The organism is Bacillus sp. PS108 (genome assembly GCF_037963335.1).
Lineage (GTDB): Bacteria > Bacillota > Bacilli > Bacillales > Bacillaceae > Bacillus > Bacillus subtilis.
Window position 1 is genome coordinate 1,316,242 of record NZ_CP150155.1, and the last position, 23,266, is coordinate 1,339,507.

27 protein-coding genes are annotated in these 23,266 nt (G+C 44.5%); 20 read left to right on the forward strand and 7 right to left on the reverse strand.

Translation table 11 applies throughout. The annotated features are described in order from the left end of the window. The first annotated feature begins 24 nt into the window (after positions 1 to 24). Genes NSQ16_RS06895 through NSQ16_RS06945 form a run of 11 tightly spaced genes read left to right on the forward strand, consistent with a single transcriptional unit; the run spans position 25 to position 7,275 of the window. The gene (locus NSQ16_RS06895) at positions 25 to 450 is read left to right on the forward strand and encodes a DUF2634 domain-containing protein (RefSeq protein ID WP_038428827.1); all 426 of its coding nucleotides are present in this window, start codon (positions 25 to 27) and stop codon (positions 448 to 450) included. After that, positions 443 to 1,489: a baseplate J/gp47 family protein gene (locus NSQ16_RS06900; RefSeq protein WP_003232669.1), complete on the forward strand. Its 1,047-nt coding sequence runs from the start codon at positions 443 to 445 to the stop codon at positions 1,487 to 1,489. Before NSQ16_RS06895 ends, NSQ16_RS06900 begins: the two co-directional genes overlap by 8 nt. After that, positions 1,473 to 2,051, forward strand: a complete 579-nt coding sequence (locus tag NSQ16_RS06905; RefSeq protein WP_015483131.1) for a YmfQ family protein — start codon at positions 1,473 to 1,475, stop codon at positions 2,049 to 2,051. Before NSQ16_RS06900 ends, NSQ16_RS06905 begins: the two co-directional genes overlap by 17 nt. Next, positions 2,048 to 2,320, forward strand: coding sequence for a hypothetical protein (locus NSQ16_RS06910; protein WP_003232665.1), 273 nt, complete (start codon positions 2,048 to 2,050; stop codon positions 2,318 to 2,320). The genes NSQ16_RS06905 and NSQ16_RS06910 overlap by 4 nt, the downstream gene beginning before the upstream one ends. A gap of 2 nt (positions 2,321 to 2,322) precedes the next feature. Next, entirely contained in the window at positions 2,323 to 4,386 is a 2,064-nt protein-coding gene (locus tag NSQ16_RS06915) for a terminase (RefSeq protein ID WP_230488563.1), read from the forward strand. An 11-nt stretch (positions 4,387 to 4,397) separates the two neighbouring features. Beyond that, on the forward strand, positions 4,398 to 4,727 hold the full coding sequence (locus NSQ16_RS06920) for an XkdW family protein (protein WP_230488562.1): 330 nt from the start codon (positions 4,398 to 4,400) through the stop codon (positions 4,725 to 4,727). Further along, positions 4,724 to 4,888 (forward strand): XkdX family protein, encoded by a 165-nt coding sequence (locus NSQ16_RS06925; RefSeq protein WP_230488561.1) that lies wholly within the window; start codon positions 4,724 to 4,726, stop codon positions 4,886 to 4,888. The genes NSQ16_RS06920 and NSQ16_RS06925 overlap by 4 nt, the downstream gene beginning before the upstream one ends. A 43-nt stretch (positions 4,889 to 4,931) precedes the next feature. Continuing rightward, positions 4,932 to 5,771 carry a phage-like element PBSX protein XepA gene (gene xepA / locus NSQ16_RS06930; protein WP_230488560.1) on the forward strand — a complete coding sequence of 280 codons (840 nt, stop codon included), beginning with the start codon at positions 4,932 to 4,934 and terminating at the stop codon, positions 5,769 to 5,771. A gap of 52 nt (positions 5,772 to 5,823) precedes the next feature. Beyond that, positions 5,824 to 6,093: a hemolysin XhlA family protein gene (locus tag NSQ16_RS06935; RefSeq protein WP_015252265.1), complete on the forward strand. Its 270-nt coding sequence runs from the start codon at positions 5,824 to 5,826 to the stop codon at positions 6,091 to 6,093. Positions 6,094 to 6,105: 12 nt separating this feature from the next. Then, on the forward strand, positions 6,106 to 6,369 hold the full coding sequence (locus tag NSQ16_RS06940; RefSeq protein ID WP_131227350.1) for a phage holin: 264 nt from the start codon (positions 6,106 to 6,108) through the stop codon (positions 6,367 to 6,369). Positions 6,370 to 6,381: 12 nt separating this feature from the next. Then, complete coding sequence (locus tag NSQ16_RS06945; RefSeq protein ID WP_327836604.1) at positions 6,382 to 7,275, forward strand: N-acetylmuramoyl-L-alanine amidase; 894 nt, start codon at positions 6,382 to 6,384, stop codon at positions 7,273 to 7,275. 36 nt (positions 7,276 to 7,311) lie between these two features. Here NSQ16_RS06945 and spoIISC read toward each other — a convergent pair whose 3' ends face one another. From spoIISC to steT, 6 genes are all read right to left on the reverse strand, one after another. Next, positions 7,312 to 7,449, reverse strand: coding sequence for a three component toxin-antitoxin-antitoxin system antitoxin SpoIISC (gene spoIISC / locus NSQ16_RS06950; protein ID WP_003232648.1), 138 nt, complete (start codon positions 7,447 to 7,449; stop codon positions 7,312 to 7,314). A gap of 85 nt (positions 7,450 to 7,534) precedes the next feature. After that, a complete protein-coding gene (spoIISB, locus tag NSQ16_RS06955; RefSeq protein WP_339232634.1) occupies positions 7,535 to 7,705 on the reverse strand; it encodes a three component toxin-antitoxin-antitoxin system antitoxin SpoIISB in 171 nt (56 codons plus the stop codon). Then, positions 7,705 to 8,451, reverse strand: coding sequence for a toxin-antitoxin-antitoxin system toxin SpoIISA (spoIISA, locus tag NSQ16_RS06960; RefSeq protein WP_003244695.1), 747 nt, complete (start codon positions 8,449 to 8,451; stop codon positions 7,705 to 7,707). The genes spoIISB and spoIISA overlap by 1 nt, the downstream gene beginning before the upstream one ends. A 109-nt stretch (positions 8,452 to 8,560) precedes the next feature. Beyond that, positions 8,561 to 9,562 carry an inorganic phosphate transporter gene (locus tag NSQ16_RS06965; protein WP_003232642.1) on the reverse strand — a complete coding sequence of 334 codons (1,002 nt, stop codon included), beginning with the start codon at positions 9,560 to 9,562 and terminating at the stop codon, positions 8,561 to 8,563. Between the two features lie 12 nt (positions 9,563 to 9,574). Next, on the reverse strand, positions 9,575 to 10,192 hold the full coding sequence (locus NSQ16_RS06970) for a DUF47 domain-containing protein (RefSeq protein ID WP_003218470.1): 618 nt from the start codon (positions 10,190 to 10,192) through the stop codon (positions 9,575 to 9,577). A 273-nt stretch (positions 10,193 to 10,465) separates the two neighbouring features. Beyond that, positions 10,466 to 11,782: a serine/threonine exchanger gene (gene steT, locus NSQ16_RS06975; protein ID WP_015252262.1), complete on the reverse strand. Its 1,317-nt coding sequence runs from the start codon at positions 11,780 to 11,782 to the stop codon at positions 10,466 to 10,468. A gap of 388 nt (positions 11,783 to 12,170) precedes the next feature. On the opposite strand from steT, the gene NSQ16_RS06980 reads away from it, so the two are divergent. From NSQ16_RS06980 to NSQ16_RS06995, 4 genes are all read left to right on the forward strand, one after another. Beyond that, a complete protein-coding gene (locus tag NSQ16_RS06980) occupies positions 12,171 to 13,121 on the forward strand; it encodes a ring-cleaving dioxygenase (protein WP_128992698.1) in 951 nt (316 codons plus the stop codon). Between the two features lie 100 nt (positions 13,122 to 13,221). Beyond that, positions 13,222 to 13,368 carry a hypothetical protein gene (locus tag NSQ16_RS06985; protein ID WP_339232636.1) on the forward strand — a complete coding sequence of 49 codons (147 nt, stop codon included), beginning with the start codon at positions 13,222 to 13,224 and terminating at the stop codon, positions 13,366 to 13,368. 7 nt (positions 13,369 to 13,375) lie between these two features. Further along, a complete protein-coding gene (locus tag NSQ16_RS06990) occupies positions 13,376 to 15,544 on the forward strand; it encodes a glycosyltransferase family 39 protein (RefSeq protein WP_339232637.1) in 2,169 nt (722 codons plus the stop codon). 11 nt (positions 15,545 to 15,555) lie between these two features. Beyond that, positions 15,556 to 16,527: a glycosyltransferase family 2 protein gene (locus NSQ16_RS06995; protein WP_042974298.1), complete on the forward strand. Its 972-nt coding sequence runs from the start codon at positions 15,556 to 15,558 to the stop codon at positions 16,525 to 16,527. Between the two features lie 517 nt (positions 16,528 to 17,044). On the opposite strand, the gene htrA is transcribed toward NSQ16_RS06995, so the two are convergent. Further along, positions 17,045 to 18,403, reverse strand: coding sequence for a serine protease HtrA (htrA, locus tag NSQ16_RS07000; RefSeq protein WP_015252257.1), 1,359 nt, complete (start codon positions 18,401 to 18,403; stop codon positions 17,045 to 17,047). 168 nt (positions 18,404 to 18,571) lie between these two features. Between htrA and proG the strand changes: the two genes are divergently transcribed. From proG to dppD, 5 genes are all read left to right on the forward strand, one after another. After that, positions 18,572 to 19,390: a pyrroline-5-carboxylate reductase ProG gene (gene proG, locus NSQ16_RS07005; RefSeq protein ID WP_327836606.1), complete on the forward strand. Its 819-nt coding sequence runs from the start codon at positions 18,572 to 18,574 to the stop codon at positions 19,388 to 19,390. A 128-nt stretch (positions 19,391 to 19,518) separates the two neighbouring features. After that, positions 19,519 to 20,343 (forward strand): D-aminopeptidase DppA, encoded by an 825-nt coding sequence (gene dppA / locus NSQ16_RS07010; protein WP_033884945.1) that lies wholly within the window; start codon positions 19,519 to 19,521, stop codon positions 20,341 to 20,343. 16 nt (positions 20,344 to 20,359) lie between these two features. After that, positions 20,360 to 21,286 (forward strand): dipeptide ABC transporter permease DppB, encoded by a 927-nt coding sequence (dppB, locus tag NSQ16_RS07015; RefSeq protein WP_003245446.1) that lies wholly within the window; start codon positions 20,360 to 20,362, stop codon positions 21,284 to 21,286. A 5-nt stretch (positions 21,287 to 21,291) separates the two neighbouring features. After that, on the forward strand, positions 21,292 to 22,254 hold the full coding sequence (gene dppC / locus NSQ16_RS07020) for a dipeptide ABC transporter permease DppC (RefSeq protein WP_014476568.1): 963 nt from the start codon (positions 21,292 to 21,294) through the stop codon (positions 22,252 to 22,254). 4 nt (positions 22,255 to 22,258) lie between these two features. Continuing rightward, positions 22,259 to 23,266 (forward strand): dipeptide ABC transporter ATP-binding subunit DppD, encoded by a 1,008-nt coding sequence (gene dppD / locus NSQ16_RS07025; protein WP_029727040.1) that lies wholly within the window; start codon positions 22,259 to 22,261, stop codon positions 23,264 to 23,266.

Here is a 23,266-nt window from a genome sequence, read left to right on the forward strand (position 1 = left end):
TAGCATGTAAAAGGAGTGGGCATCATGGCCCTGACACCAGAAGTGGAGTTTGAAGATATTGAAGATGTGAGTGAAATCATTGAAACCTCGCAAACGTACAAAATAGATTTTGAAAACGGAAGAATTACGAATGAGCTGATTACCGGGCTTGAAGCGATCAGGCAGTTCGTGTATATCGCCTTACAGACAGAACGCTATGCGTATTCCATATACAGCCATAATGTCGGAAACGAGCTTCAGGACGTGCTGACCGATCATGAGACAACTGATGCCTATAAAAAGATGGAGATCCCGAGGCTGATAGAAGAGGCGCTGGTTTATGATGACCGGATATCGGCTGTAACAGATTTTGAGATTGAAAAACAAGGCGACGCGTTTCATGTGTCCTTCGTGGTGGAGACGGATGAAGGAACGCTTGAGATTGAGGAGGTGATTGGCGAAGATGTTTGAAGATCAGACTTTTGAAGCGATTATGGAGCGTATGCTGAACAGCATTTCCGCAGATATTGACACAAGAGAAGGCAGCGTCATTTATAATGCGTTAGCCCCAGCGGCGGCCGAGCTTGCGAAGTCTTATATATGGCTGGATACTGTGCTTGAGCTCGTTTTTTCTGATACCGCACAAGGCGAATTTTTAGACAGGCGTGCAGCGGAAGCGGGAATTGAAAGAACTGCCGCGACAAAGGCTGTTAGAGCGGGAGAGTTTACATCTGGAGTTACTATTCCTGTCGGCTCCCGCTTTTACGTGGATAATCTTTATTTTCAATATACGGCAGACGGGACGCTCATCTGTGAAACACCTGGTGAAGCAGGAAACGCCAATCTGACCGGACGCAATTTACTGTCATTGGATACCATTCCCGGTTTAGAAACGGCCATAGTCAAAGAAATCCTGATTCCGGGACGCGAGGAAGAGGGAGATGACAGCTTGCGAGAACGGTATTTTACAAGGGTTCGGCGTGAGGCCGTCAGTGCCAATAAAATGCATTATAAAGAGTGGGCTGAGGAAGTGGACGGTGTGGGAAAGGCAAAGATCTTCCCGCTTTGGAACGGTGAAGGCACGGTCAAAATTGTCGTCACCAATGCGAATCTTGAGCCCGCTTCTCCTATTTTAATTCAAAAAGTGAAAGATTATATCGACCCTGAACCAGGACAGGGAGAGGGACAGGCGCCAATCGGAGCCGTTGTCACAGTGGAGAGCGCGGTCTGGAAAGAAGTTGAGATTTCTGCCGAAGTGCTGCCTGAGATCAATCACTCAATTGATGAAGTGAAGTCAGAAATTGAGGAAGGCGTTTTAAATCTCTTTAAGAAAATGGCGTTTGAAGATAACGTCATCCGCCTTTCTCAAATTAACAATATCGTCTATAATTCACCATCAGTCAGTGACTACTCCAATATTCAAATCAACGGCACGTCTGAAAATCTGGTGCTGAGCGACGTGGAAATTCCTAAGCTTGGGCAGGTGAAGATCATTGAGCAAACAAGATGACATGACAGCGTATCTGCCGCCGTTTCTCACCAGCCTTAAAGAAATGGCTGAGCTGCTGAAAGCGGAAGCGCCTGAGTTTGATAAACAAAATGACAGCATATTTGATCTGACGGATCAGTTATTCGTACCGACGGCGACTTGGGGACTCAGCCGCTGGGAAAAAATTTTAAACGTCCCGCGGGAATCAGGCGACACTGATGAGATCAGACGATTGCGGCTCATTTCCAAAATGTCGAACATCCCGCCAATCACATACAGGGCCATAGAGCAGGCGGTAAACCGTTTCTTGAAAAACCCGTCTGCACAGGTCCGCCTGCTTCCCGGCGAATACCGATTTAACGTCGATATCAATGTTGATGACCTCCAGCACATGAATGAGCTGATCGAAGCGATAGAAAACATGAAACCCGCTCATTTGGCGTATACGCTCAGAGGCGGATTGAATGAGACGCTGCAAATCAAAGATACAGTCATCCTGAATCACCGCAGATACCGAACAGCCAGTGAGCTCAAGGTCGGTTATTCTGTCACTCTTAACAACAATGAGGTGGTTTTAACTTGATTTCAACCATATACAGAGAACGCACAGCGGCTGATCTAAAAAGCAGAATCGATCACGTGCTGCTCAACGGCCAAAAAACAGAAATAGTAGAGCTCGCCATTGACGGTGCGACCGTCACCGTTCTGACAAAACGTGAGGAAGACATCAAGCATATCGAAACGGTACAAATTTTTGACGAGCTGGGCAATGTGATTACAGAGAGAAAGACTGACCTGGACGTCAGCGAAAACAGAACACTTGATTTCAGATTTACTTTTGAGGTGGTGTAAACATGGCATACGAAGAAAAAACAGACTGGCTTCCGGACGACCCCATCAACGAAGATGACGTCAACCGCTGGGAAAAAGGAATAAAAGACGCCCACACAGACCTGGCTGCCCACAAAAACGACATGAACAACCCCCACAATACAACAAAGGCGCAAATCGGGCTGGGGAACGTAGATAATGTGCAGCAGGCTTCAAAGACGGAATTTAATGAACATAATCATGATTCAACCCGGCATATTACATCAGTAGAACGTGATGAATGGAATGCGAAGGAAACACCTGCCGGAGCCCAGTATAAGGCAGATCAAGCTGAAGCAAACGCCAAAGCATATACAGACAATTTTGCTGCACGAAGAGATAATCCTAACCAAGTAACAAAAGCACAGGTTGGACTTGGGAATGTCGAAAATGTGAAACAAGCCTCACAAGCAGATTTTGATGCTCATTTAAGCAATTCTAAAGTTCATGTATCTGAAGAGGAAAGAAACAAATGGAATGCTGCCCAACTAATTAAACTTACTGGAGACGACGGTAAAAGAATACAACTCCAAGACGGTACAGATATTCTTACATTATCTTCAGGATTTTATTGTGCAGTTGGTCAGTCAGTTGTAAACAACCCGGTGGAAGGCGATGCAGCTTGGTATAACTACGATATTGTAGAAGGCGGTTCAGGAAGGAAAACAATAGTAGCTTACCAAAGTTGGGGAAGTATGATGTGGATTGGAATGGTTCACACTGATGGAGAATTTAGAGGATGGAAACAAATTGCAACAACAGATTTTATAGATAGAGTTCAAACAGAATTAGATCTTCATGAAAATGATAAAACTAATCCTCATTCAGTTACTAAACAACAAGTGGGTCTCGGAAATGTTGAGAATGTTAAGCAGGAGACACCTGATGGTGCGCAAAAAAAAGCTGATACTGCTTTAAACCAATCAAAAGATTATACTAACAGCACGGCCTTTATTACTAGACCATTAAATTCAATAACCGATGCAAATGATTTAAATCTTCCGCCTGGCACTTATCGTTTAGACACTAATTACATGAATGCAAATCCAGTTTTGCAAAATCAATTTCCGTTAAATGATAACAGAACAGGTTTATTAATTATCTACCCCTCTGCAAATAAATGGGCTACACGTCAAGATTGGTTTAGCATCTCTACGAAAACACTTTATACAAGGGTAGCAGTTAATGGTACTGAGTATACCGATTGGTATATATTGGAAACATCGGAAGGTTCACAAAGTAAAGCAGATAAAGCTTTAGCTGATGCTAAAAACTATGTTGACTCTAATTATACGAATAATAAATTAACAGTTCTTACAGGATCCAATGCAATTCAAGACGCTAGAACAAGCGGCAATGAGTATCCAGCTGGGCTGACTTTTATGGATATAGGAGCAAATAATACAACAGGTTACCCGCTTACCTATGGCATAGTAAAAAATGAAAAGTATAGTAATTATCGATTTGCTCAATATTTTTATGGGACAGGAAATGAGTCAAACTCTTATTTTACTAGTACAGGTTCTTGGATTCGCCATTGGTGGGCCGATTCCGGTTGGACAGCTTGGCATAAAATTTCTGGATTTGCTCATGCAAATATCGGAACTACAGGAAAGCAGCAATTGATTAAAGGAGAACTTCAAAAAGTAAAATATAATAGAAAAATAAAAGATAGCCATAATACTTTTGATACTAAAAACAATAGATTTATTGTTCCGAATGATGGAATGTTTTTGGTGAACGCGGGATTGTATATAGAAAATTATCAAAGGTATGTAAACTATGAATTGGACATTTATTTAAATGGTGTTAGATATAAAAATATTGCACACTATAGGGCAAATCCAGGAGACCAGTCGGATACTACCGAAATAAATGTTGGACTTTATGGAGCTGCGACAGTTCCAGCAAATAAAGGGGATTATATTGAAATTTACTTATATGTGGGATATAACGGTGATACTACTCGGTATACAACAGAAAGTTCAGGGTGGTATAACTACTTTGATATTACAGAAATCGGCGGCATAAATTACCCGAGAACTTAGGAGGTGCAAAAATGATATTATACGAGGCAATCATGTATAAATACCCTGACGCTGTGCCAAGAAAGGATTTTGAGCTGCGCAATGACGGCAATGGTTCTTACATTGAAAAATGGAACCTGCGCTCGCCCATCCCAACACAAAAAGAACTCGAATCCTGGTGGGAAGAGCTGCAAAAAAACCCGCCGTACGAGCCGCCTGATCAGGTGGAGCTTCTCGCTCAAGAATTGTCACAAGAAAAGCTGGCACGCAAGCAGCTTGAAGAGCTGAACAAAACTTTGGGAAGCGAGTTGTCAGATATAAAGCTATCATTACTTTTCTTGAAAGGAGATCTTGCCGAATGAATTATTGGGTGCTAGCCCTTTATTATGAGTGGGCGACAGCAGATATGGTAAAACAAGCATTAGCATATAAAGGCTGTTCAATTGAGGATCTGGCAGAGGGTGTGAACAAAAAGCTGATCACAGCTGACCAGTATAAAGAAATTACCGGTAAAGCCATGTAAGGCTTTTTTATTTTGCCTGTTTTTAGATCAAAGGAGGATGAAGATGGTGAAGTATCAATATGAATTTCCTCTCGATAAGGCTGGAAAAGCCGGCGCTGTAAAGCCCTATCGAGGAGGAAAAAATGATTTTGTGACACCTGTTTCGAATTTGTCAGGCGTAGCGGAGATTTTAACAAATGCTTCCTTAAAGGCGACTGAGGCATACAGTCAGCTCGGGCAGGACAGGCTTGGCGCAGTTCTGATTTCGAAAGTGAAGGGCTGGGCGTATGCAGATCGTGAAGGTACACTCTTTATAGAAGAAAGTGACAATAACAATGTTTGGACAACGACAGCAGCAGTTAATGTCGCAGCAGGTGTCCTGACAGCGACGGACTGGGTATATCTTTCTAAACGCTATTACCGTTTCCGCTATGTGAACGGGAATCTTCAGCAATCTGAGTTTGTATTATACCAATCAGTCGGTGCGGGTGAGATGGATGTGCGTGTCAATGGAAAAACGCCTTTACAGATTGACTTTGCGGAGAATCAAACACACGATGGACGGCTGAAAGTCGAGGCTCGCAAAACATTTGACTTTGTCTTTCATGAAAATGCAGAGTCCGCCGGAGAGGGTGCTTCTTTACCTGTTGACGGTGCCGCGCATTTACTCGTTGAAATCTACGGCACAGCGGAAATGAGCGAAGTCAAATTTTGGGGCAAATCGGTGTCAGGACAGAAACTGCCGATCAGAGGCGTGAAAACTGATGATGCCACCTCTGCTTTGAGTACATTAGGAAAAGCTGAGGCATGGGCCTTCGATATTAAAGGGTTTAAGGAGATCATCATGGAGATCGTCAGTATCACCGGCGGTACTCTCTCGGTAAAAGGGACCGCTGTTTCATAACAGTTTTGGCCCTCGGAAGGGAGGTGATCTGCATGTGAAGGAGGAGTGAATAATGCAGCAAGAGGCAGATGTGAATGTGTTTCAGCAGGACTTAGCAGACATAAAAGGCGAGCACAAAGCACTTGAGCAGAGGGTTTCCGCATTAGAACGCGTGTCTGACCGTCAAGACCAGCAAATCATGACGCTGAACGAAAAATTAAACAAAATTGAAGAAAACACCACGTGGATTAAACGCACCATCACAGGTGCCATCATTACAGCAGTGTCTACAGGCATCATTGGCGGAGCTATCGCCATTATGTACAGCTTGCTGCAGCATTAAAGGGGGATTTTTATGAACACGTTTGACAAGGGCACGGTCATCAGGACGGTGCTTCTTTTAATTGCTTTAATCAACCAGAGCATGCTGATGCTCGGCAAATCACCATTGGACATTCAGGAGGAGCAGGTCAATCAGCTCGCTGACGCTCTTTATTCAGCCGGTTCCATCGTATTTACAATTGGAACGACACTTATCGCTTGGTTTAAAAACAACTATGTAACAGAAAAAGGAAAAAAACAGCGCGACTTGTTAAGGGACAATAATCTGACGAAATAAGGAGAGATGAAAATGGTTAACATTATTCAAGACTTTATTCCGGTTGGCGCAAATAACCGTCCAGGCTACGCAATGACGCCGCTTTACATTACGGTGCACAACACAGCGAATACCGCAGTAGGAGCAGATGCTGCAGCGCATGCCCGCTATTTGAAAAATCCTGATACGACGACAAGCTGGCATTTTACAGTTGATGATACAGAAATTTATCAGCATCTGCCTTTAAATGAAAACGGCTGGCATGCGGGAGACGGAAATGGCAGCGGCAACCGGGCTTCTATTGGAATTGAAATTTGCGAAAATGCCGATGGCGATTTTGCAAAAGCAACAGCAAATGCCCAGTGGCTCATCAAAACATTAATGGCTGAACATAATATCAGTCTCGCCAATGTCGTCCCTCATAAGTATTGGTCAGGGAAGGAATGTCCGCGAAAATTGTTAGATACGTGGGATTCGTTCAAAGCAGGAATTGGGGGAGGCGGCAGCCAAACTTACGTCGTGAAACAGGGCGACACACTTACATCTATAGCGAGAGCATTTGGTGTTACGGTTGCTCAGCTGCAAGAGTGGAACAATATCGAAGACCCGAATCTTATTCGCGTTGGTCAAGTATTAATTGTAAGTGCTCCATCGTCCGCTGAAGAACCCGAGCTCTATCCGCTCCCTGATGGTATCATTCAATTGGCAACACCTTATACCTCAGGAGAACACGTCTTTCAGGTGCAACGAGCACTTGCGGCTCTGTATTTTTACCCTGATAAAGGCGCTGTTAACAACGGAATTGACGGCGTTTACGGACCGAAAACAGCTGACGCAGTTGCCCGTTTTCAGTCTGTTAACGGTTTAACTGCTGACGGTATCTACGGGCCTCCGACGAAAGCGAAGATCGCAGCGCAATTAAGCTGATCAAAGACCATAAAAATCCCGGAGCTGCTCCGGGATTTATTTTTTCTTCTTCAACTTTTTTATAATTCCAGCACTGCGCTCCCTCACCCGAAGCGAGTACCCGGAAAGCCCAAACCTTCCGTAATCAACAAACTTCACACGCCTCACCAATTTTTTCACTGTATCACCTGACATTATCCTCTGTTTGTATTTATTATATGTAACCCTTTAAGAAAAGGAATAAGGACAAGAGCTGTTTTCCCTTGTCCTTTTAGTGTGATCATGCTTTTTTTCGTTTATACTCGTCAATCAGCCGTTCGTTTTCTTTGAAGATTCTTGCTGTATGCGGACTGACTTGATAGCTTGCGACACTGGTGGTTGAACGTTTTTTCAGGATTTTAAACGGCTTCGCCGATCTGGGCTCGCATCTGTTTTGAAACGCACGTTCCATTATCCTTCACCTTCCTCCTCAATTGGCAGCACCAAATCATATATGCTCGTTAATGACGTAAATAGCAAATAATCAAATTCCGTGACAATGCTGTCAGACGTCAGCTTGATGACATAGTTCTGTGTCTCGATGGTAAAAGGGATGAGAACCACTTTTCCGTATTGGTCGTAATAAACATCCTTTCGATCGAGCCGTGTTTGTACATCTGCCGGATCATCCATATGCTCGGTTAACCGGTCTTTATCAGCCTGTGTCGAATAGTGGCAAAGAGAAGCCGTTAAGTTCATTTTATCAGCATAGGTTTTCAGCAGCTTATCAATACCTTCAGCATAAGCATCTATACTTCCATAATAAACATGGATCGGTTCGTTTTTCAATAGGTATTGGTATGTTTTCAGCCGATTGAGGTACATGTGGAGCATTTCGTTGTTTTCTTCAAGAATTTCTCTTGTGTCTGTCTCAAGCTCGCTGCCGGCCAGTTTTTTGACGTATGCACTTAAGAAGATAAAAGCATCAATCAAAGCAAAACTGACTGCGACAATGAGATACCGTTCCCAGTGGGTAAATAGGGAAGTGGGCTCATATGTCCAGTATACCATAGCGCCCAGAACAAACAGCAAATACCAAGTTTTCCGGATGGCGGACATTTTTTCTTTGACCTTCGCTTCGAAACGCCACGTGGCATACACGTATAACCCCAGTCCGGCCACGATGCACCAGACCATGATCTGAAAGAATAAAACCATATTCGAATCCCTCACATCTGAAATAGGTTCTGCTTATTGTATTCGAGAGATCCGGATGGTTTTCCTGTTCCATCAAAAAAACCGCTCCTTTGACAGAAGCGGTGTGACATTAAAATATCATATTTAAAATAAAGTAGGCGATGGCACCGAGTGTCGCTGAAATAGGAAGCGTGATGACCCATGTAATGAGCATTCGCTTGGCCGTACCCCAGTTTACGCCTTTTACGCGGTGGGACGCACCGACGCCAAGAATTGATGAAGAAATGACGTGGGTTGTACTGACCGGCAAATGAATAAACGTGGCGCCGAAAATAATGGCTGCTCCGGTTAAGTCAGCGGAAACACCGTTTACCGGACGGATTTTCATGATCTTTCCGCCAACGGTTTTGATGATTTTCCAGCCGCCGATTGATGTTCCGAGACCCATGGCTGTCGCGCAGGCGAATTGCACCCAGGTAGGAATGTCATTAGCAGAAGTATGTAAATTCGCTGTGATGAGAGCCATTGTGATAATTCCCATTGCTTTTTGCGCATCGTTTGTTCCGTGTGTATACGATTGCAGGGCAGCTGTTACAATCTGCACTCTGCGGAATTGCTTATTCGTTTTCGCCAAGTTGCTGTCTTTGAAAATCAGCTTAACGATGCTATAAAGAATAAAACCAAGGACAAAGGCAATAATTGGTGATAGGATCAGTGCTTCAATGATTTTAATGAAGCCCTTATAGTTTAACGCTGCAAATCCGGCTGCCGCAATGGCTGCACCGGCAATAGCGCCGATGATGGCATGGGATGAGCTGCTTGGGATACCGTAGTACCATGTGATAAGGTTCCAGGCAATTGCAGCGAGTAGCGCAGCCAAAATGACAACAGAGCCATTTTCCAGCGTATAAGGATCTACGATGTCTTTCGTAATGGTTTTGGCAACACCTGTAAACGTCATTGCTCCGACAAAGTTCATCACAGCCGCCAATATAATGGCATGGCGCGGTTTCAACGCTTTTGTTGATACTGAAGTCGCAATTGCGTTTGCCGTATCATGAAACCCGTTGATGAAATCAAACGCCAGAGCACAAATGACTATTAGTATCGTTAATATTAATAGAATATCCATTTTTACCCCTCGTTACGCGTTTTTCATAATGATGGTTTCAAGATTATTGGCAACACTTTGACAAGAGTCGGCGATTTCTTCAAGCGTTTCGTATATTTCACGATATTGAATGACTTTGATTGGATCTGTTTCATTTCCGAAAAGATTCTTTAATGATTTTCTGTGCAAGTTGTCACAGCTGTGCTCGTACTCTTTAATTTTGATTGCGTGAGGCTGAATATCCTTTAAGCGATTTTCTGCCAGCAGCTCGATCGTAATCAAAATCTCTTTCGCACATTCTCTGATATATCCGCTGAATTTATCAATATGCTCGTCTGATGAAGTAATTGAGAAAATCTCCATCATGGCAGAGAAATGTTCGATTCCGTCAAGCACATCATCCAAGCTGTTTGTCAGCTGAAGGATATCTTCGCGCTCAATAGGAGTGATGAACGCTTTGTTAAGCTCTTTAATCATGACATGAACATGATTGTCACCTTTTGTTTCATATTCCTTTAACGTATCTGCAAATTCTTTAAGAGTCGTTTGGTTAGTGACCTTGAAATTCACAAAATATTCTGCAGTTTCGTCTATGTTCTTTGCAATTTCTGTTAAAAGGAGTGAGAACTTATCTTTTTTTCTTCTTATCATTAAAAACCCTCCATAGTTTGAATGAACAATGCACACATCAAATTATTATATAGCCTTTTGTCGAAAAAAAACAGGTAAAGTCGAAAAAAACGTATCTTGACTTTTTTGATAAATCGTGTCTCCTTATTTTGACCTACTTCGCTTTAAAAAAACGACCCAAGTTTGCAAAAACTTTCTGCTTAACGTAAAAAGTATATCAAAAGTTGTGTTTTTCCTGTCAACTTTTATCTTCTGTTTCACCAAAAAACGGTTCCCTAAACAGGAACCGTTTTATCAGCTTGCTTTTCGTTTTTTCATCCCGTAATAGACAGGTAGTCCGGCAAGGCCGATGAGGATGGATAATCCGCAGCTCATTGTATCTGTAATGAGTGTGCTGCCTAACACAAAGAAGGAGCCCGCGATTGCCAGAATTGGCATAAATGGATAAAGCGGAACACTGTAGGCGCGCTTTTTTCCCTTTGCTCGCTTGCGGAGAATAAACACTGCAAAAAAGGCCATCACATAAAAAATGTAGATCATGAAAATGGAGATTTCTGAGAGCTTATCGGGGTTGCTGATCAGCATCATAATCAAAGCCAAAGCAATTTGAAAAGAAATCGCAATCCATGGTGTGCGGAACGACGGGTGTACATGTGACAGTTTTTCAGCAAATGGAAGCTGTTTGCGTTCCGCCATTGCAAATGAAACACGCGGGAAAGAAAGCACCTTTCCATTTAAGCACCCAAAGATGCTGACGATAATCCCTACACTGATCAGCTTTCCGCCAATTGAACCGAACAGCATGGTTGCAGCGGTGCTTGTCGCATTTTCACCAAGCGTGACAATTTCGTTCGCTGACAGGATGTGAAGCAATGCAAAATTAATGAAAATATAGATCGCCGTTACAATTAATAATCCGCCCGTCATAGCGCGTGGCAGCAGCTTTTCGGGATTTTTCATTTCTCCGCCGAGAGCGGCAAGGAGAATCCATCCGTCATAAGCAAACAACGTAGCTAAAATAGCCGCCCCGAAGTTCATATCAGAAATGCTTTCGTTTACTGCTGTGAAGATGTGCTGATCGCCTTTCCAAAGGCCAAAGATGATGATGCAGGCAATCGGAATCAGTTTTCCGATCGTTGTCAGCGTTTGGACAAAACCGCCATATTTTGTACCGATAATATTAATGACGCATAAAAAGAGAACTGCTATGATTCCAATGACTTTTGATAGTCCAGATCCCCAGCCGAAAAGATTCGCCATTAAAGATCCAAAATATAAACCCAGCGCGCCGATAATCGCCGGACCGTAAATGATAATCTGCACCCAGCCGCACAAAAATCCCCAAAACTCGCCGTACACTTCTTCAAGGTACGTATAAAGCCCGCCGGTTTTTGGAATCTGCGTTCCGATTTCCGCGATTGTCAAACCGCCCGCCAGTGTTAAAATACCGCCTAGCAGCCAGGCGAAAAGCGCCGTTTTTGAATCACCTGAATAAGCAAGCACAGCGCCGGGCTTCATAAAAACACCAGAACCGATAATGGTTCCGATGACAAGAGTAAGGGCAAACAAGAGGCCTATCTCTTTTTTCAAACCGTTGTCTTCAGTATGCATGTCCTTAACCTCCTATGATGTTGAAGCTTCATGTTGAAGAATCTATTTTTTCATATTGTAAACCCTATTTTAGAAAAGTGAAATAAAATAAATTTTCTGATTTTCGAAATTTGCTTTGGGTACAGTAGATAAAACTGTGGAAACACCTGTTTTAACGATCTATAAACGAATAAAATTCATGATTTTTATTTACAAAGTTCGTGTTTTCTGTATTAGGATTTTAGCCGGTACAGAGGGGAGGTGAGAATTCAGAAAATGAACGAACCTTCGGTGAAGCTGATATGTTGACTTTCTCATGCGAATAAAATACTTTGTTATTAGAACAATAAATATACAATTATGATATGATATCTCGAAATCGAGATAAAATAACCTGGAGGGACAGCATATGAAAGTTAACGGCATTCACCACGTATCGGCATTAACGGCCGACGCACAAAAAAACTTGGATTTCTATAAGAAAGTACTAGGATTAAAGCTCGTCAAAAAATCCGTCAATCAGGATGAACCGACAATGTACCATCTGTTCTACGGAGATGAAGTGGCAAACCCGGGAACTGAGCTGACGTTTTTCGAGATTCCCCGCATTGCACCGTTTCATGCGGGAACAAACAGTATTTCTTCTATTGGATTGCGCGTTCCAGGCACAGAAGCCCTGCATTACTGGAAAGAACGTTTTGAAGAGCAGCAAGTAACGCACAGCGGCATCTCCAAAAGAGCCGGACGTGACATATTGGCATTTCAAGATCATGAAGGGCAGCGACTTGTGCTGACTGCTGATGAGGAAGGAAAAGGATATGGCCTGCCTGTTAAACAGAGCGGCATTCCGGAAGAATTTTCGTTTCGCGGGTTAGGGCCGATTGAACTGACTGTGCCATATGCTGAACCAACCTTACACGTATTGACGAATATTCTTGGATTTACAGAAATCAGCCGTGAACCAGTCGAAGGGCAAGGAACCGCCGTTATTCTGGAATCAGGAGAAGGCGGTGCTGCAACGGAAATCCATTTAATAGAAAGAAATGATCTTCCGCGCGAGCGTCAAGGCAAAGGGAGTGTTCACCACGTCGCATTTCGGGTAAGAGATGAAGAAGAACTTGCCGGGTGGCACCGGATCATCAGCCGCGAAGGCTTTAGCAATTCCGGCATTGTGGAGCGCTACTATTTCAAGGCGCTGTATTTCAGAGAACCGAACGGCATTTTGTTCGAGTTATCAACGGACGGACCGGGCTTTATGGTAGATGAAAATCTTGACGAGCTTGGCCAAACGATTGCTCTTCCGCCATATCTAGAGCATCGAAGAGCAGAAATTGAAGCGAAATTGAAACCGATCCAATAAATTGTGATTCATTTGCCTTCCGGCGCCGCCGGAGGGCTTTTTTTATTACCATAATTAATTTTGACCTAAACAGCATGCCTTATTAGGGAGGAAATATCAGATGCTGATTGGGAGAATTGGCTTAAAACCCTTTGCAAATATGGGTGATTGGTATGGAATGGCCTCGGCAAAAATATTGTCTTTGTTTATTAATAGTTTATTCATATTTGCTTGTTACACTATTCCCAAGTTAGACAAAAAGGAGTGAAAAACACGTGGAAAAGAAAAAACGCGAGCTGGATATTTTCCTCATCCTCATTTTGCTCGCATCTGCATTCTTAAATATCTATAACATCTGGAATGATGATACGGTGAATCCTTATTACACCGCTGCAGTCACAAGTATGATGCAAAGCTTTCATAATTTTTTCTATGCCTCATTCGACGCGGCGGGGTTTATAACGGTTGATAAACCGCCTATTACGTTCCAGATACAAACCATCAGCGCACTTATATTCGGTATGCACGGCTGGAGCGTCATCCTGCCTCAGGCACTTGCTGGTGTAGGTTCTGTCCTTTTAATGTATCTGTTAATAAAACCGACATTCGGTAAGACAGCAGCAAGAATTGCCTCTTTCATAATGGCATGTACACCGATTGCTGTAGCTGTAGCACGTACAAACAATGTTGATGCATTACTGGTATTTTTCTTATTGCTTGCTACATGGCTTCTCTTTAAAGCGATCAGAAAAGGAAAGCTGATCTGGCTGTTAGCAGCATTTTTCGTTGTTGGAGTAGGTTTTAATACAAAAATGCTGCAGGCTTACATGATTTTACCGGCCTTCCTATTGTTCTATTTTATTGCGGCAAATGCCGCGATGAAGAAAAAAATCATTTCGCTGGTCAGTGCGTTAGCCGTATTAGCAGCCGTTTCGTTATCGTGGCCGCTCATTGTCGACAATATCCCTGCAAGCAAGCGGCCTTATATCGGAAGCAGCCAAACCAACTCTGTTTTGGAATTGGCTTTTGGCTATAACGGAATCCAGCGGCTGACAGGCCAAAATTCAGGCGGCGGCCAGGGTGCGCCAAACAAAGACGCTTCAAAAGAAATGTCTTCTTCTGATAACACTCAAGCACCGCCTAATCAGTCATCAAACAGCAGCTCATCAAATGATGACAAATCTTCAAATGGCAATATGACGGCACCTCCATCCAATGGCCAAATGCCAAGCGGAGGAGAAATGCCAAGCGGCGGTCAAGGAGGCCCTCCAAGCGGCGGAGATGGCGGCCAAGGCGGACCTGGCGGAGACGGAGGGAAAGGCGGTACAGGAACCGGTTCGAAAATGCAATCAGGTTCAGGGATGTTTGGAACGGGAACTCCTGGTCCTCTGCGGCTTTTCCAACAAGAGTTATCTGATCAAATCAGCTGGCTTCTGCCATTTGCGATATTTGGAATCGCAGGCTTACTGATCGCTGGCGCAAGAGAAAGAAGAAGATTATCTATAGAGCAGAAGGAAACGGTGTTCTGGGTTGCGTGGCTTGTACCGATTGCCGGATTCTTCAGTGTCGCAGAATTTTTCCATCATTATTATCTCATCATGCTGGCACCGCCGATTGCGGCTCTTGTCGGTGCGGGGTGGGTTGCTCTTGTTCATCTGTACCGCAATCAGACAGGCTGGAAAGCATGGCTTTTGCCGGGAGCAATTATTGCGACAACTGGATTTGAATTGTTTATTCTCAGAAACTACAACGATCAAATCGGTGCAGGCTGGAGCATCGGTGTAGGTGTTATCGGCGCGTTGTCAGCGATTGCTTTGCTGCTGTTTAAACAGCGCCAAAAACCGTTCAGTTATTATGTTTCACTTGCAGCTCTCCTCGCATTGCTGGTGATGCCGATTTATTGGGCAAGTACGCCACTTCTGTACGGAGGCAACAGCTCACTGCCTGAAACAGGCCCTCAGCTCGCATCAATGAGCGGAAAAGGCATGGGAATGTCTGATGCGACTGTAAATGAAAAACTGATCAAATATCTAGAGAAGAATAACTCCGGAGCTGAATACCTATTCGCCACAACCGATTCGAACACAGCGGCACCATATATCATTAAAACGAAAAAAGCTGTCATGGCTATTGGCGGATACAGCGGTTCTGACCCGGCGATCACACTGACTCAATTCAAAAAACTTGTAAAAGAAGGAAAAGTGAAATACTTCTTGGCTTCTGGAATGGGAAGAGGCGGAAACAATGACATTGTTGAATGGGTTGAGAAAAATGGAAAAGAAGTAGCATCAGAAAAATGGCAATCAAGTTCTGATCAAAAAACAGAAAATACTGATTCAGCTGATACATCAAGCAGCAAGGCTTCAGGTGAAAACGGCAAAATGGGCGGACCTGGCGGAATGAATCAGTCAGCAACATTATACGAACTACATGCTGATGAATAGGAGGCAAAAACATGAGCAGACATATTCAATATTCAATTGTTGTACCTGTGTATAACGAAGAGCTTGTCATTCATGAAACCTATCAGCGCTTAAAAGAGGTCATGGATCAAACGAAGGAAAACTACGAGCTGCTTTTTGTCAACGATGGCAGCAAAGACCGCAGTATTGAGATTTTAAGAGAGCACAGCCTGATCGATCCGAGAGTGAAAATTATTGATTTTTCAAGGAATTTTGGACACCAGATCGCCATTACGGCGGGTATGGATTATGCACAGGGGAATGCAATCGTCGTCATTGACGCCGATTTGCAGGACCCTCCTGAACTGATTTTAGAAATGATTGAAAAGTGGAAGGAAGGCTATGAAGTCGTGTACGCCGTACGGACTAAACGAAAAGGGGAAACCTTTTTCAAAAAACAAACCGCGGCTATGTTTTACCGGCTTCTCAGCGGTATGACAGATATTGATATCCCGATTGATACGGGGGATTTTCGCCTCATGGACAGAAAAGTCTGTGATGAAATGAAGAGATTAAAAGAAAAAAATCCATTTGTCAGAGGGCTAGTCAGCTGGGTGGGTTTCAAACAGACAGCGGTCGAGTATGTACGTGATGAAAGGCTCGCCGGAGAAACAAAGTACCCGCTCAAGAAAATGCTGAAGCTGTCAATGGACGGCATCACGACATTTTCACATAAACCGCTGAAGCTGGCAAGCTATGCGGGGATTTTAATGTCAGGTGCTGGATTTCTGTATATGTTTATCGTGCTGTATCTGAAGCTATTCACAGACAGCACGATTACCGGCTGGTCATCACTTATTGTGATCCAGCTCCTGTTCAGCGGCATTGTCCTTCTGATTTTGGGCGTGATCGGCGAATATATCGGCAGAATCTACGATGAAGCCAAAGACAGGCCGCTTTACATCGTCCAAAAATCGTATGGAATTGAAAATAAAAGACTCTATAGAGACCAGCATATGTCATAACCTCAAACCCCCTGTCCGTAATGGACAGGGGGTTTTTATGCTCTGAGCACGATCTAAAGCAAAAGATGCTGATAGATATATGGAAATTGGGTAAAGAAGAGATTGTGAGCTTGTACTGCGGTTCAGTCATGCCGAAATAAAAACAGCAAAACTTAAAGATTTCGTCATCGGCTTTGTTGCATGTCAGCTGTTAGATTGGGGGGCTTTTAAGAAACGCATGATTAGAGCCGTACCAGTTATGTTTAATAGAATACTGGTACCCAATACAATTCCCCACGTCAACGTCGATTCAGAGAGAAGAAAGCTCAGTAAAAGAAAAGCCAATCCTGCGCAGATCATACTCAGTCCCACGGTTTTCATGTTCATGCCTCCTAGCAAACGATGTTTCTAGCATCTGATGTGAATGATGTCAATCTGTATGATATACGGATATCTCGTCAGAAAGTTTCATAGAGCAATTAGGTCTTTTATCTAATAAAAAGCCTCAGACCGCTTTTACGGCCTGAGGCATTATGTCTTACGAAGTTTTCTCTTCTTTTTGATCCAGTTTAATTTTTTTCGTCATTTCTTTGCCGTTTCGGAGAATTTTCACTTCAACGGTATCACCGATCTTTGCGTCTTTATATAAGATATTGCGCAATTCACTGCCTGTATCAATTTCTTTACCTTTTAGGCCGATGATAATATCCTCCGCTTTTAATCCGGCCTTTTCAGCAGGAGAGCCTGAAGCGACCTCACGGATGTAAACACCTTTATTCAGCTGGCTGCCGAACAGGCCGAGTGTGCCTTCTTGGTAATTTTGCGGCACTTGTTCCAGATCAAGCATGCTGACACCGATATATGGACGTTCAATTTGGCCTTTAGACAGCAGTTCTTCAGCAATCGGTTTTACGTCATTGCTTGGAATGGCAAATCCGATACCCTCAACATCATCCTCACTGATTTTCATACTGTTAATGCCGACAATTTTGCCGTCTGTATTTAACAAAGGACCGCCGCTGTTACCTGGATTAATTGCTGCGTCTGTCTGAATGACGTTAATGCTCGTTTCGCCGGCTGATGTAGACATTGAAACCGTTCTGTCCACGCCGCTTACAATTCCTTGTGTTACTGTGCGGGACAGGTCTTTTCCAAGCGGATCCCCAATCGCAATAACGGTCTCGCCTGTTCTAAGATCAGATGAATCACCGAAGTTTGCCACTTTTGTGACGTGGTCATCACTGATTTGGAGGACGGCTAAATCAGTTAACGAGTCACTGCCTACCAGCTTTGCAGTAACCTCAGTGCCGTCATATAAAGATACCTTCAGTGATGATGCCCCTTCTACGACGTGGTTATTTGTAATGATATAAGCCTTGCCATTCTCTTTTTTGAAAATGACACCTGACCCTGAACCGCTTTCTGTATCTTCGCTGGAATCAGAAGAACTAGAGCCGAACAAAGAGCTGTTTGATTGTGCCTGAAGATTTGTAATACCGACAATCGCTGGTGAAAGGTCTTCTACCATATCTGAGATTTTAGAAGAGTCCTCGCTCTTGAATGCAGATGAGCTGCTTGAGCTTGATGAGCTTTTTTTAGATTCAGAGGAGGTGCTTGTTGCTGTAACAGATTGCGTTTGCTGCTGGCTGGATGATTGTTTTGCAGTGTCCTGAGAATCATGGTCGCCAAGCGGTGTAAACGTGTAAATGCCAAGGGCAAGACTGCCGCCGATCACTCCGCCAAGCAACGGTCTGAACCATCCGAAGCCTCGTTTTTTCTTCTCCTGATCATGAATGACATTGCGGGCCGAGTAGGAGGTGCTCTGATCGTTCTCTTTCGTTAAAAAGACCTCATTCTCATTACCTTTCGTTCTGTTTTCATCACGATAGTTATCCATCATGTTCACTCCGTTTCTCTATTTTCACATGTCTATTTATATTGATAGGTTTATGACTTGAGTTTATCATAAACAAAAACTGTGGGATAAAAATGAAAAGATTATGGGAAATTGTGAAAAAGTGCGGAAAACGGTACACTTCATATTGTATATGAAAGGACTGAGTCGATGGAACAGATTGGATTGATTGGATATGGCAGCATGGCGGATATGATCGCCAGACAGCTGTTGAAACATGAACAAATAAAAGAGAATGAGCTATTTATTGAGACGAGAACGAAGGGGGAGCGGCTGCGGGCACTCATGTCAGATTATCCAAACGTATCGGCTGATCCGTTGGAGAATTGGGCAAATACGTGCCAATTGATTTTGATATGCGTCCCGCCGCTCTATGTCATCGAAACAATGCGCCGTCTGCACCCGTATGTGAACAGAAATACTCACATCGTATCCATAGCTGCCGGTGTGCCGCTGCGTCTTTTGGAGGCAGAAACAGAAGCCGGTATCTCACGTGTTATTCCTGCCATTACGTCCGAAGCAGAAGCTGGCATCTCACTTGTCGTTCACAGTGAAGCACTGGCTGCAGAGAAAAAAGAACGTCTGAATGAATTGTTATCGGTTTTCAGCCGTGTACGAGAAATCAAAGAATCGAATTTAGATGCGGCCAGCAATTTAACGAGCTCGGCACCGGGATTCATAGCGGCAATCTATGAAGAACTGGCACTGTCTGCCGTCAGAAACAGCAGCCTGTCCAAAGAAGAAGCCTTTGATTTTCTGATTCATTCGCTATACGGAACTGGCAAGATGCTGATCGAAAAAAATATGTCTTTCGAGGAGACGCTGGAACGTGTCGCAACCAAAGGCGGAATAACGGGAGAGGGAGCTGAGGTGATACGCGCCTCTGTGCCAGACGTTTTTGATGAGGTGTTTGAAAGAACCCTGAAAAAATATGAACTGCTTACAGAACAGGTTGGTAAACAGACATGAATCCTTGAAAGAGGATTCTTTTTTTATCACTGAGTGGTTGAGATTTTCCCCAGTTATATTGCATTTTTCCTCTTTTTTTAATATAATCTGTTAGAATATTCATAATTTAGTAAAAAAGGAGGAGCGTTATGAAATTGTACATGTCAGTAGATATGGAAGGTATTTCGGGTCTTCCGGACGATACCTTTGTGGATTCCGGCAAGCGGAATTATGAACGCGGACGGCTTATCATGACTGAAGAAGCAAACTACTGTATTGCTGAAGCGTTTAACAGCGGGTGTACCGAGGTGCTGGTCAATGACAGTCATTCGAAGATGAATAATCTGATGGTTGAAAAGCTTCACCCTGAAGCAGACTTGATTTCTGGTGACGTCAAACCATTTTCAATGGTGGAGGGACTGGATGATACGTTTACAGGCGCTTTGTTTCTCGGTTATCATGCGAGAGCCTCGACTCCCGGTGTCATGTCACACAGCATGATTTTCGGCGTCCGTCATTTTTACATAAACGATCGGCCTGTCGGTGAGCTTGGATTAAATGCATACGTTGCCGGTTATTATGATGTCCCGGTATTACTGGTAGCCGGGGATGACCGGGCGGCGAAGGAAGCGGAAGAGCTTATCCCGAACGTGACGACAGCCGCAGTCAAACAAACCATTTCAAGATCCGCAGTGAAGTGCTTGTCCCCTGCGAAAGCCGGACGGCTGTTGACAGAAAAAACTGCGTTTGCCCTGCAAAACAAGGACAAAGTCAAGCCGCTCACCCCGCCTGACAGGCCAGTTCTGAGCATTGAATTCGCCAATTATGGCCAAGCAGAATGGGCGAATCTGATGCCGGGAACGGAAATCAAGACGGGAACTACAACCGTTCAATTTCAGGCGAAGGACATGCTTGAAGCCTATCAGGCGATGCTTGTCATGACTGAGCTTGCGATGCGGACATCATTCTGCTAAAGGGGTGTTTTAGGCTTTGGCGCGATACATGATAAAGCGTTTTTGGGCAATGGCAGCTACAATTTTGGTGATTACCACCCTGACTTTTGTTCTCATGAAGGTCATTCCCGGATCTCCTTTTAACGAGGAGAGAGGCACAAATGAAGCCGTTCAAAAAAATCTCGAAGCCTACTATCACTTAGACGATCCTCTCATTTTCCAATACATTTTCTACTTAAAATCCATCATTACATTCGATTTCGGACCTTCAATTAAAAAACCGTCGGACAGCGTAAATGATATGCTGGAACGCGGATTTCCCGTTTCCTTTGAGCTTGGGATGACAGCGATTGTCATTGCTGTGATTTCTGGGCTGGTGCTGGGCGTAATCGCTGCACTCCGCCGCAATGGCTTTTTGGACTACGCCGCGATGAGTCTTGCAGTACTCGGCATCTCCATCCCGAATTTTATTCTGGCAACATTGCTCATTCAGCAATTTGCTGTCAATCTCAAACTATTTCCTGCTGCGACATGGACGAGCCCGATTCATATGGTGCTTCCGACCGCAGCGCTTGCTGTAGGGCCAATGGCGATCATTGCCAGGCTGACACGGTCGAGCATGGTCGAAGTTCTGACACAGGATTATATCCGCACAGCAAAAGCAAAAGGGCTTTCTCCATTCAAAATTATCGTAAAACACGCACTCAGAAATGCACTCATGCCCGTCATTACCGTCCTGGGCACACTCGTCGCCAGCATCTTAACAGGAAGCTTTGTCATTGAAAAAATCTTTGCCATTCCGGGAATGGGAAAATATTTTGTTGAAAGCATTAATCAGCGGGACTATCCCGTGATTATGGGAACGACCGTTTTTTACAGCGTCATTCTGATTATCATGCTGTTTTTGGTCGATTTGGCCTACGGTCTCTTAGACCCGCGCATTAAACTGCATAAGAAAGGGTGAAGCGTGTGAATCTCCCTGTACAAACGGATGAACGCCAGCCAGAACAGCACAATCAGGTGCCTGATGAGTGGTTTGTCTCGAATCAGGAAAAAAATCGGGAAGCCGATTCGGTCAAGCGGCCGAGTTTGTCATACACGCAGGATGCCTGGAGGAGGCTGAAAAAAAATAAATTAGCGATGGCCGGACTCTTTATTCTTTTATTTCTTTTTGTCATGGCAGTTATCGGGCCCTTTTTATCGCCCCATAGTGTCGTACGCCAATCGCTGACAGAACAAAATCTTCCGCCCTCAGCCGATCATTGGTTCGGCACCGATGAACTCGGCCGGGATGTGTTTACCCGGACATGGTATGGCGCGAGAATCTCGTTGTTTGTCGGCGTGATGGCAGCACTGATTGATTTTTTGATCGGTGTCATTTACGGAGGCGTTGCCGGCTATAAAGGCGGCAGGATTGACAGCATTATGATGCGGATTATCGAAGTGCTGTACGGACTGCCGTACCTGCTTGTTGTCATTTTGCTGATGGTGCTCATGGGGCCGGGACTGGGCACGATTATTGTGGCGCTTACTGTGACCGGGTGGGTCGGCATGGCGAGAATTGTAAGAGGCCAGGTGCTTCAGATTAAAAATTATGAATATGTACTCGCCTCGAAAACCTTTGGCGCGAAAACCTTTCGCATCATCCGGAAGAATTTGCTGCCGAATACTATGGGAGCGATCATCGTACAAATGACATTAACCGTACCTGCCGCCATATTCGCAGAATCATTTTTAAGCTTTCTCGGCCTCGGCATACAGGCTCCGTTTGCAAGCTGGGGCGTGATGGCGAATGACGGCCTGCCCACGATTTTATCTGGGCATTGGTGGCGCCTATTTTTTCCGGCCTTTTTCATATCTCTGACGATGTACGCGTTTAATGTGCTGGGGGACGGATTGCAGGATGCGCTTGACCCTAAGCTGAGGAGGTAGCTGTATGGAAAAAGTTCTGTCAGTCCAAAATCTGCACGTGTCTTTTACGACTTACGGCGGGACGGTTCAGGCGGTCAGAGGGGTGAGCTTTGATTTGTATAAAGGAGAAACCTTTGCGATCGTCGGCGAATCCGGCTGCGGCAAAAGCGTTACCTCCCAAAGCATCATGGGCCTGCTTCCGCCTTATTCGGCGAAGGTGACAGACGGCAGCATTCTATTTAAAAACAAAGACCTTTGCCGTCTCTCTGACAAAGAAATGAGAGGTATAAGGGGAGCCGACATTTCTATGATTTTTCAAGACCCGATGACGGCGTTAAACCCTACGCTGACTGTCGGCGACCAGCTGGGGGAAGCGCTATTGCGCCACAAAAAAATGAGCAAAAAAGCGGCACGGAAAGAGGTGCTTTCCATGCTGTCATTGGTTGGTATTCCAGATCCCGAAGAGCGCCTAAAGCAATATCCCCACCAATTCAGCGGCGGCATGAGACAGCGGATTGTCATTGCGATGGCGCTGATTTGCGAGCCTGACATCTTAATTGCGGATGAACCGACCACCGCCCTGGATGTAACCATTCAGGCACAGATTTTAGAGCTGTTTAAAGAGATTCAGAGAAAAACGAATGTGTCTGTCATTCTGATTACACATGATTTAGGGGTCGTTGCCCAGGTAGCTGACAGAGTCGCAGTCATGTATGCCGGGAAAATGGCGGAAATCGGCACGAGAAAAGATATTTTTTATCAGCCGCAGCACCCTTATACAAAAGGACTGCTGGCTTCTGTCCCGCGGCTGGATTTAGATGGCGCGGAGCTGATCCCGATCGACGGAACGCCGCCGGATTTATTTTCGCCTCCGCCGGGCTGCCCATTTGCCGCCCGCTGTCCGAACAGGATGGTTGTGTGTGACAGGGTGTACCCGGGCCAGACGATCAGATCTGACTCGCACACCGTCAACTGCTGGCTGCAGGATCAACGAGCAGAGCATGCGGTGCTGTCAGGAGATGCGAAGGATTGA

Coding starts and splice junctions, on each gene's coding strand:
- NSQ16_RS06895 (WP_038428827.1), top strand. CDS start 25: ATGGCCCTGACACCAGAAGTGGAGTTTGAAGATATTGAAGATGTGAGT.
- NSQ16_RS06900 (WP_003232669.1), top strand. CDS start 443: ATGTTTGAAGATCAGACTTTTGAAGCGATTATGGAGCGTATGCTGAAC.
- NSQ16_RS06915 (WP_230488563.1), top strand. CDS start 2,323: ATGGCATACGAAGAAAAAACAGACTGGCTTCCGGACGACCCCATCAAC.
- NSQ16_RS06920 (WP_230488562.1), top strand. CDS start 4,398: ATGATATTATACGAGGCAATCATGTATAAATACCCTGACGCTGTGCCA.
- NSQ16_RS06925 (WP_230488561.1), top strand. CDS start 4,724: ATGAATTATTGGGTGCTAGCCCTTTATTATGAGTGGGCGACAGCAGAT.
- xepA (WP_230488560.1), top strand. CDS start 4,932: ATGGTGAAGTATCAATATGAATTTCCTCTCGATAAGGCTGGAAAAGCC.
- NSQ16_RS06935 (WP_015252265.1), top strand. CDS start 5,824: ATGCAGCAAGAGGCAGATGTGAATGTGTTTCAGCAGGACTTAGCAGAC.
- NSQ16_RS06940 (WP_131227350.1), top strand. CDS start 6,106: ATGAACACGTTTGACAAGGGCACGGTCATCAGGACGGTGCTTCTTTTA.
- NSQ16_RS06945 (WP_327836604.1), top strand. CDS start 6,382: ATGGTTAACATTATTCAAGACTTTATTCCGGTTGGCGCAAATAACCGT.
- spoIISC (WP_003232648.1), bottom strand. CDS start 7,449: ATGTCAGGTGATACAGTGAAAAAATTGGTGAGGCGTGTGAAGTTTGTT.
- spoIISB (WP_339232634.1), bottom strand. CDS start 7,705: ATGGAACGTGCGTTTCAAAACAGATGCGAGCCCAGATCGGCGAAGCCG.
- spoIISA (WP_003244695.1), bottom strand. CDS start 8,451: ATGGTTTTATTCTTTCAGATCATGGTCTGGTGCATCGTGGCCGGACTG.
- NSQ16_RS06965 (WP_003232642.1), bottom strand. CDS start 9,562: ATGGATATTCTATTAATATTAACGATACTAATAGTCATTTGTGCTCTG.
- NSQ16_RS06970 (WP_003218470.1), bottom strand. CDS start 10,192: ATGATAAGAAGAAAAAAAGATAAGTTCTCACTCCTTTTAACAGAAATT.
- steT (WP_015252262.1), bottom strand. CDS start 11,782: ATGCATACTGAAGACAACGGTTTGAAAAAAGAGATAGGCCTCTTGTTT.
- NSQ16_RS06980 (WP_128992698.1), top strand. CDS start 12,171: ATGAAAGTTAACGGCATTCACCACGTATCGGCATTAACGGCCGACGCA.
- NSQ16_RS06985 (WP_339232636.1), top strand. CDS start 13,222: ATGCTGATTGGGAGAATTGGCTTAAAACCCTTTGCAAATATGGGTGAT.
- NSQ16_RS06995 (WP_042974298.1), top strand. CDS start 15,556: ATGAGCAGACATATTCAATATTCAATTGTTGTACCTGTGTATAACGAA.
- htrA (WP_015252257.1), bottom strand. CDS start 18,403: ATGGATAACTATCGTGATGAAAACAGAACGAAAGGTAATGAGAATGAG.
- proG (WP_327836606.1), top strand. CDS start 18,572: ATGGAACAGATTGGATTGATTGGATATGGCAGCATGGCGGATATGATC.
- dppA (WP_033884945.1), top strand. CDS start 19,519: ATGAAATTGTACATGTCAGTAGATATGGAAGGTATTTCGGGTCTTCCG.
- dppD (WP_029727040.1), top strand. CDS start 22,259: ATGGAAAAAGTTCTGTCAGTCCAAAATCTGCACGTGTCTTTTACGACT.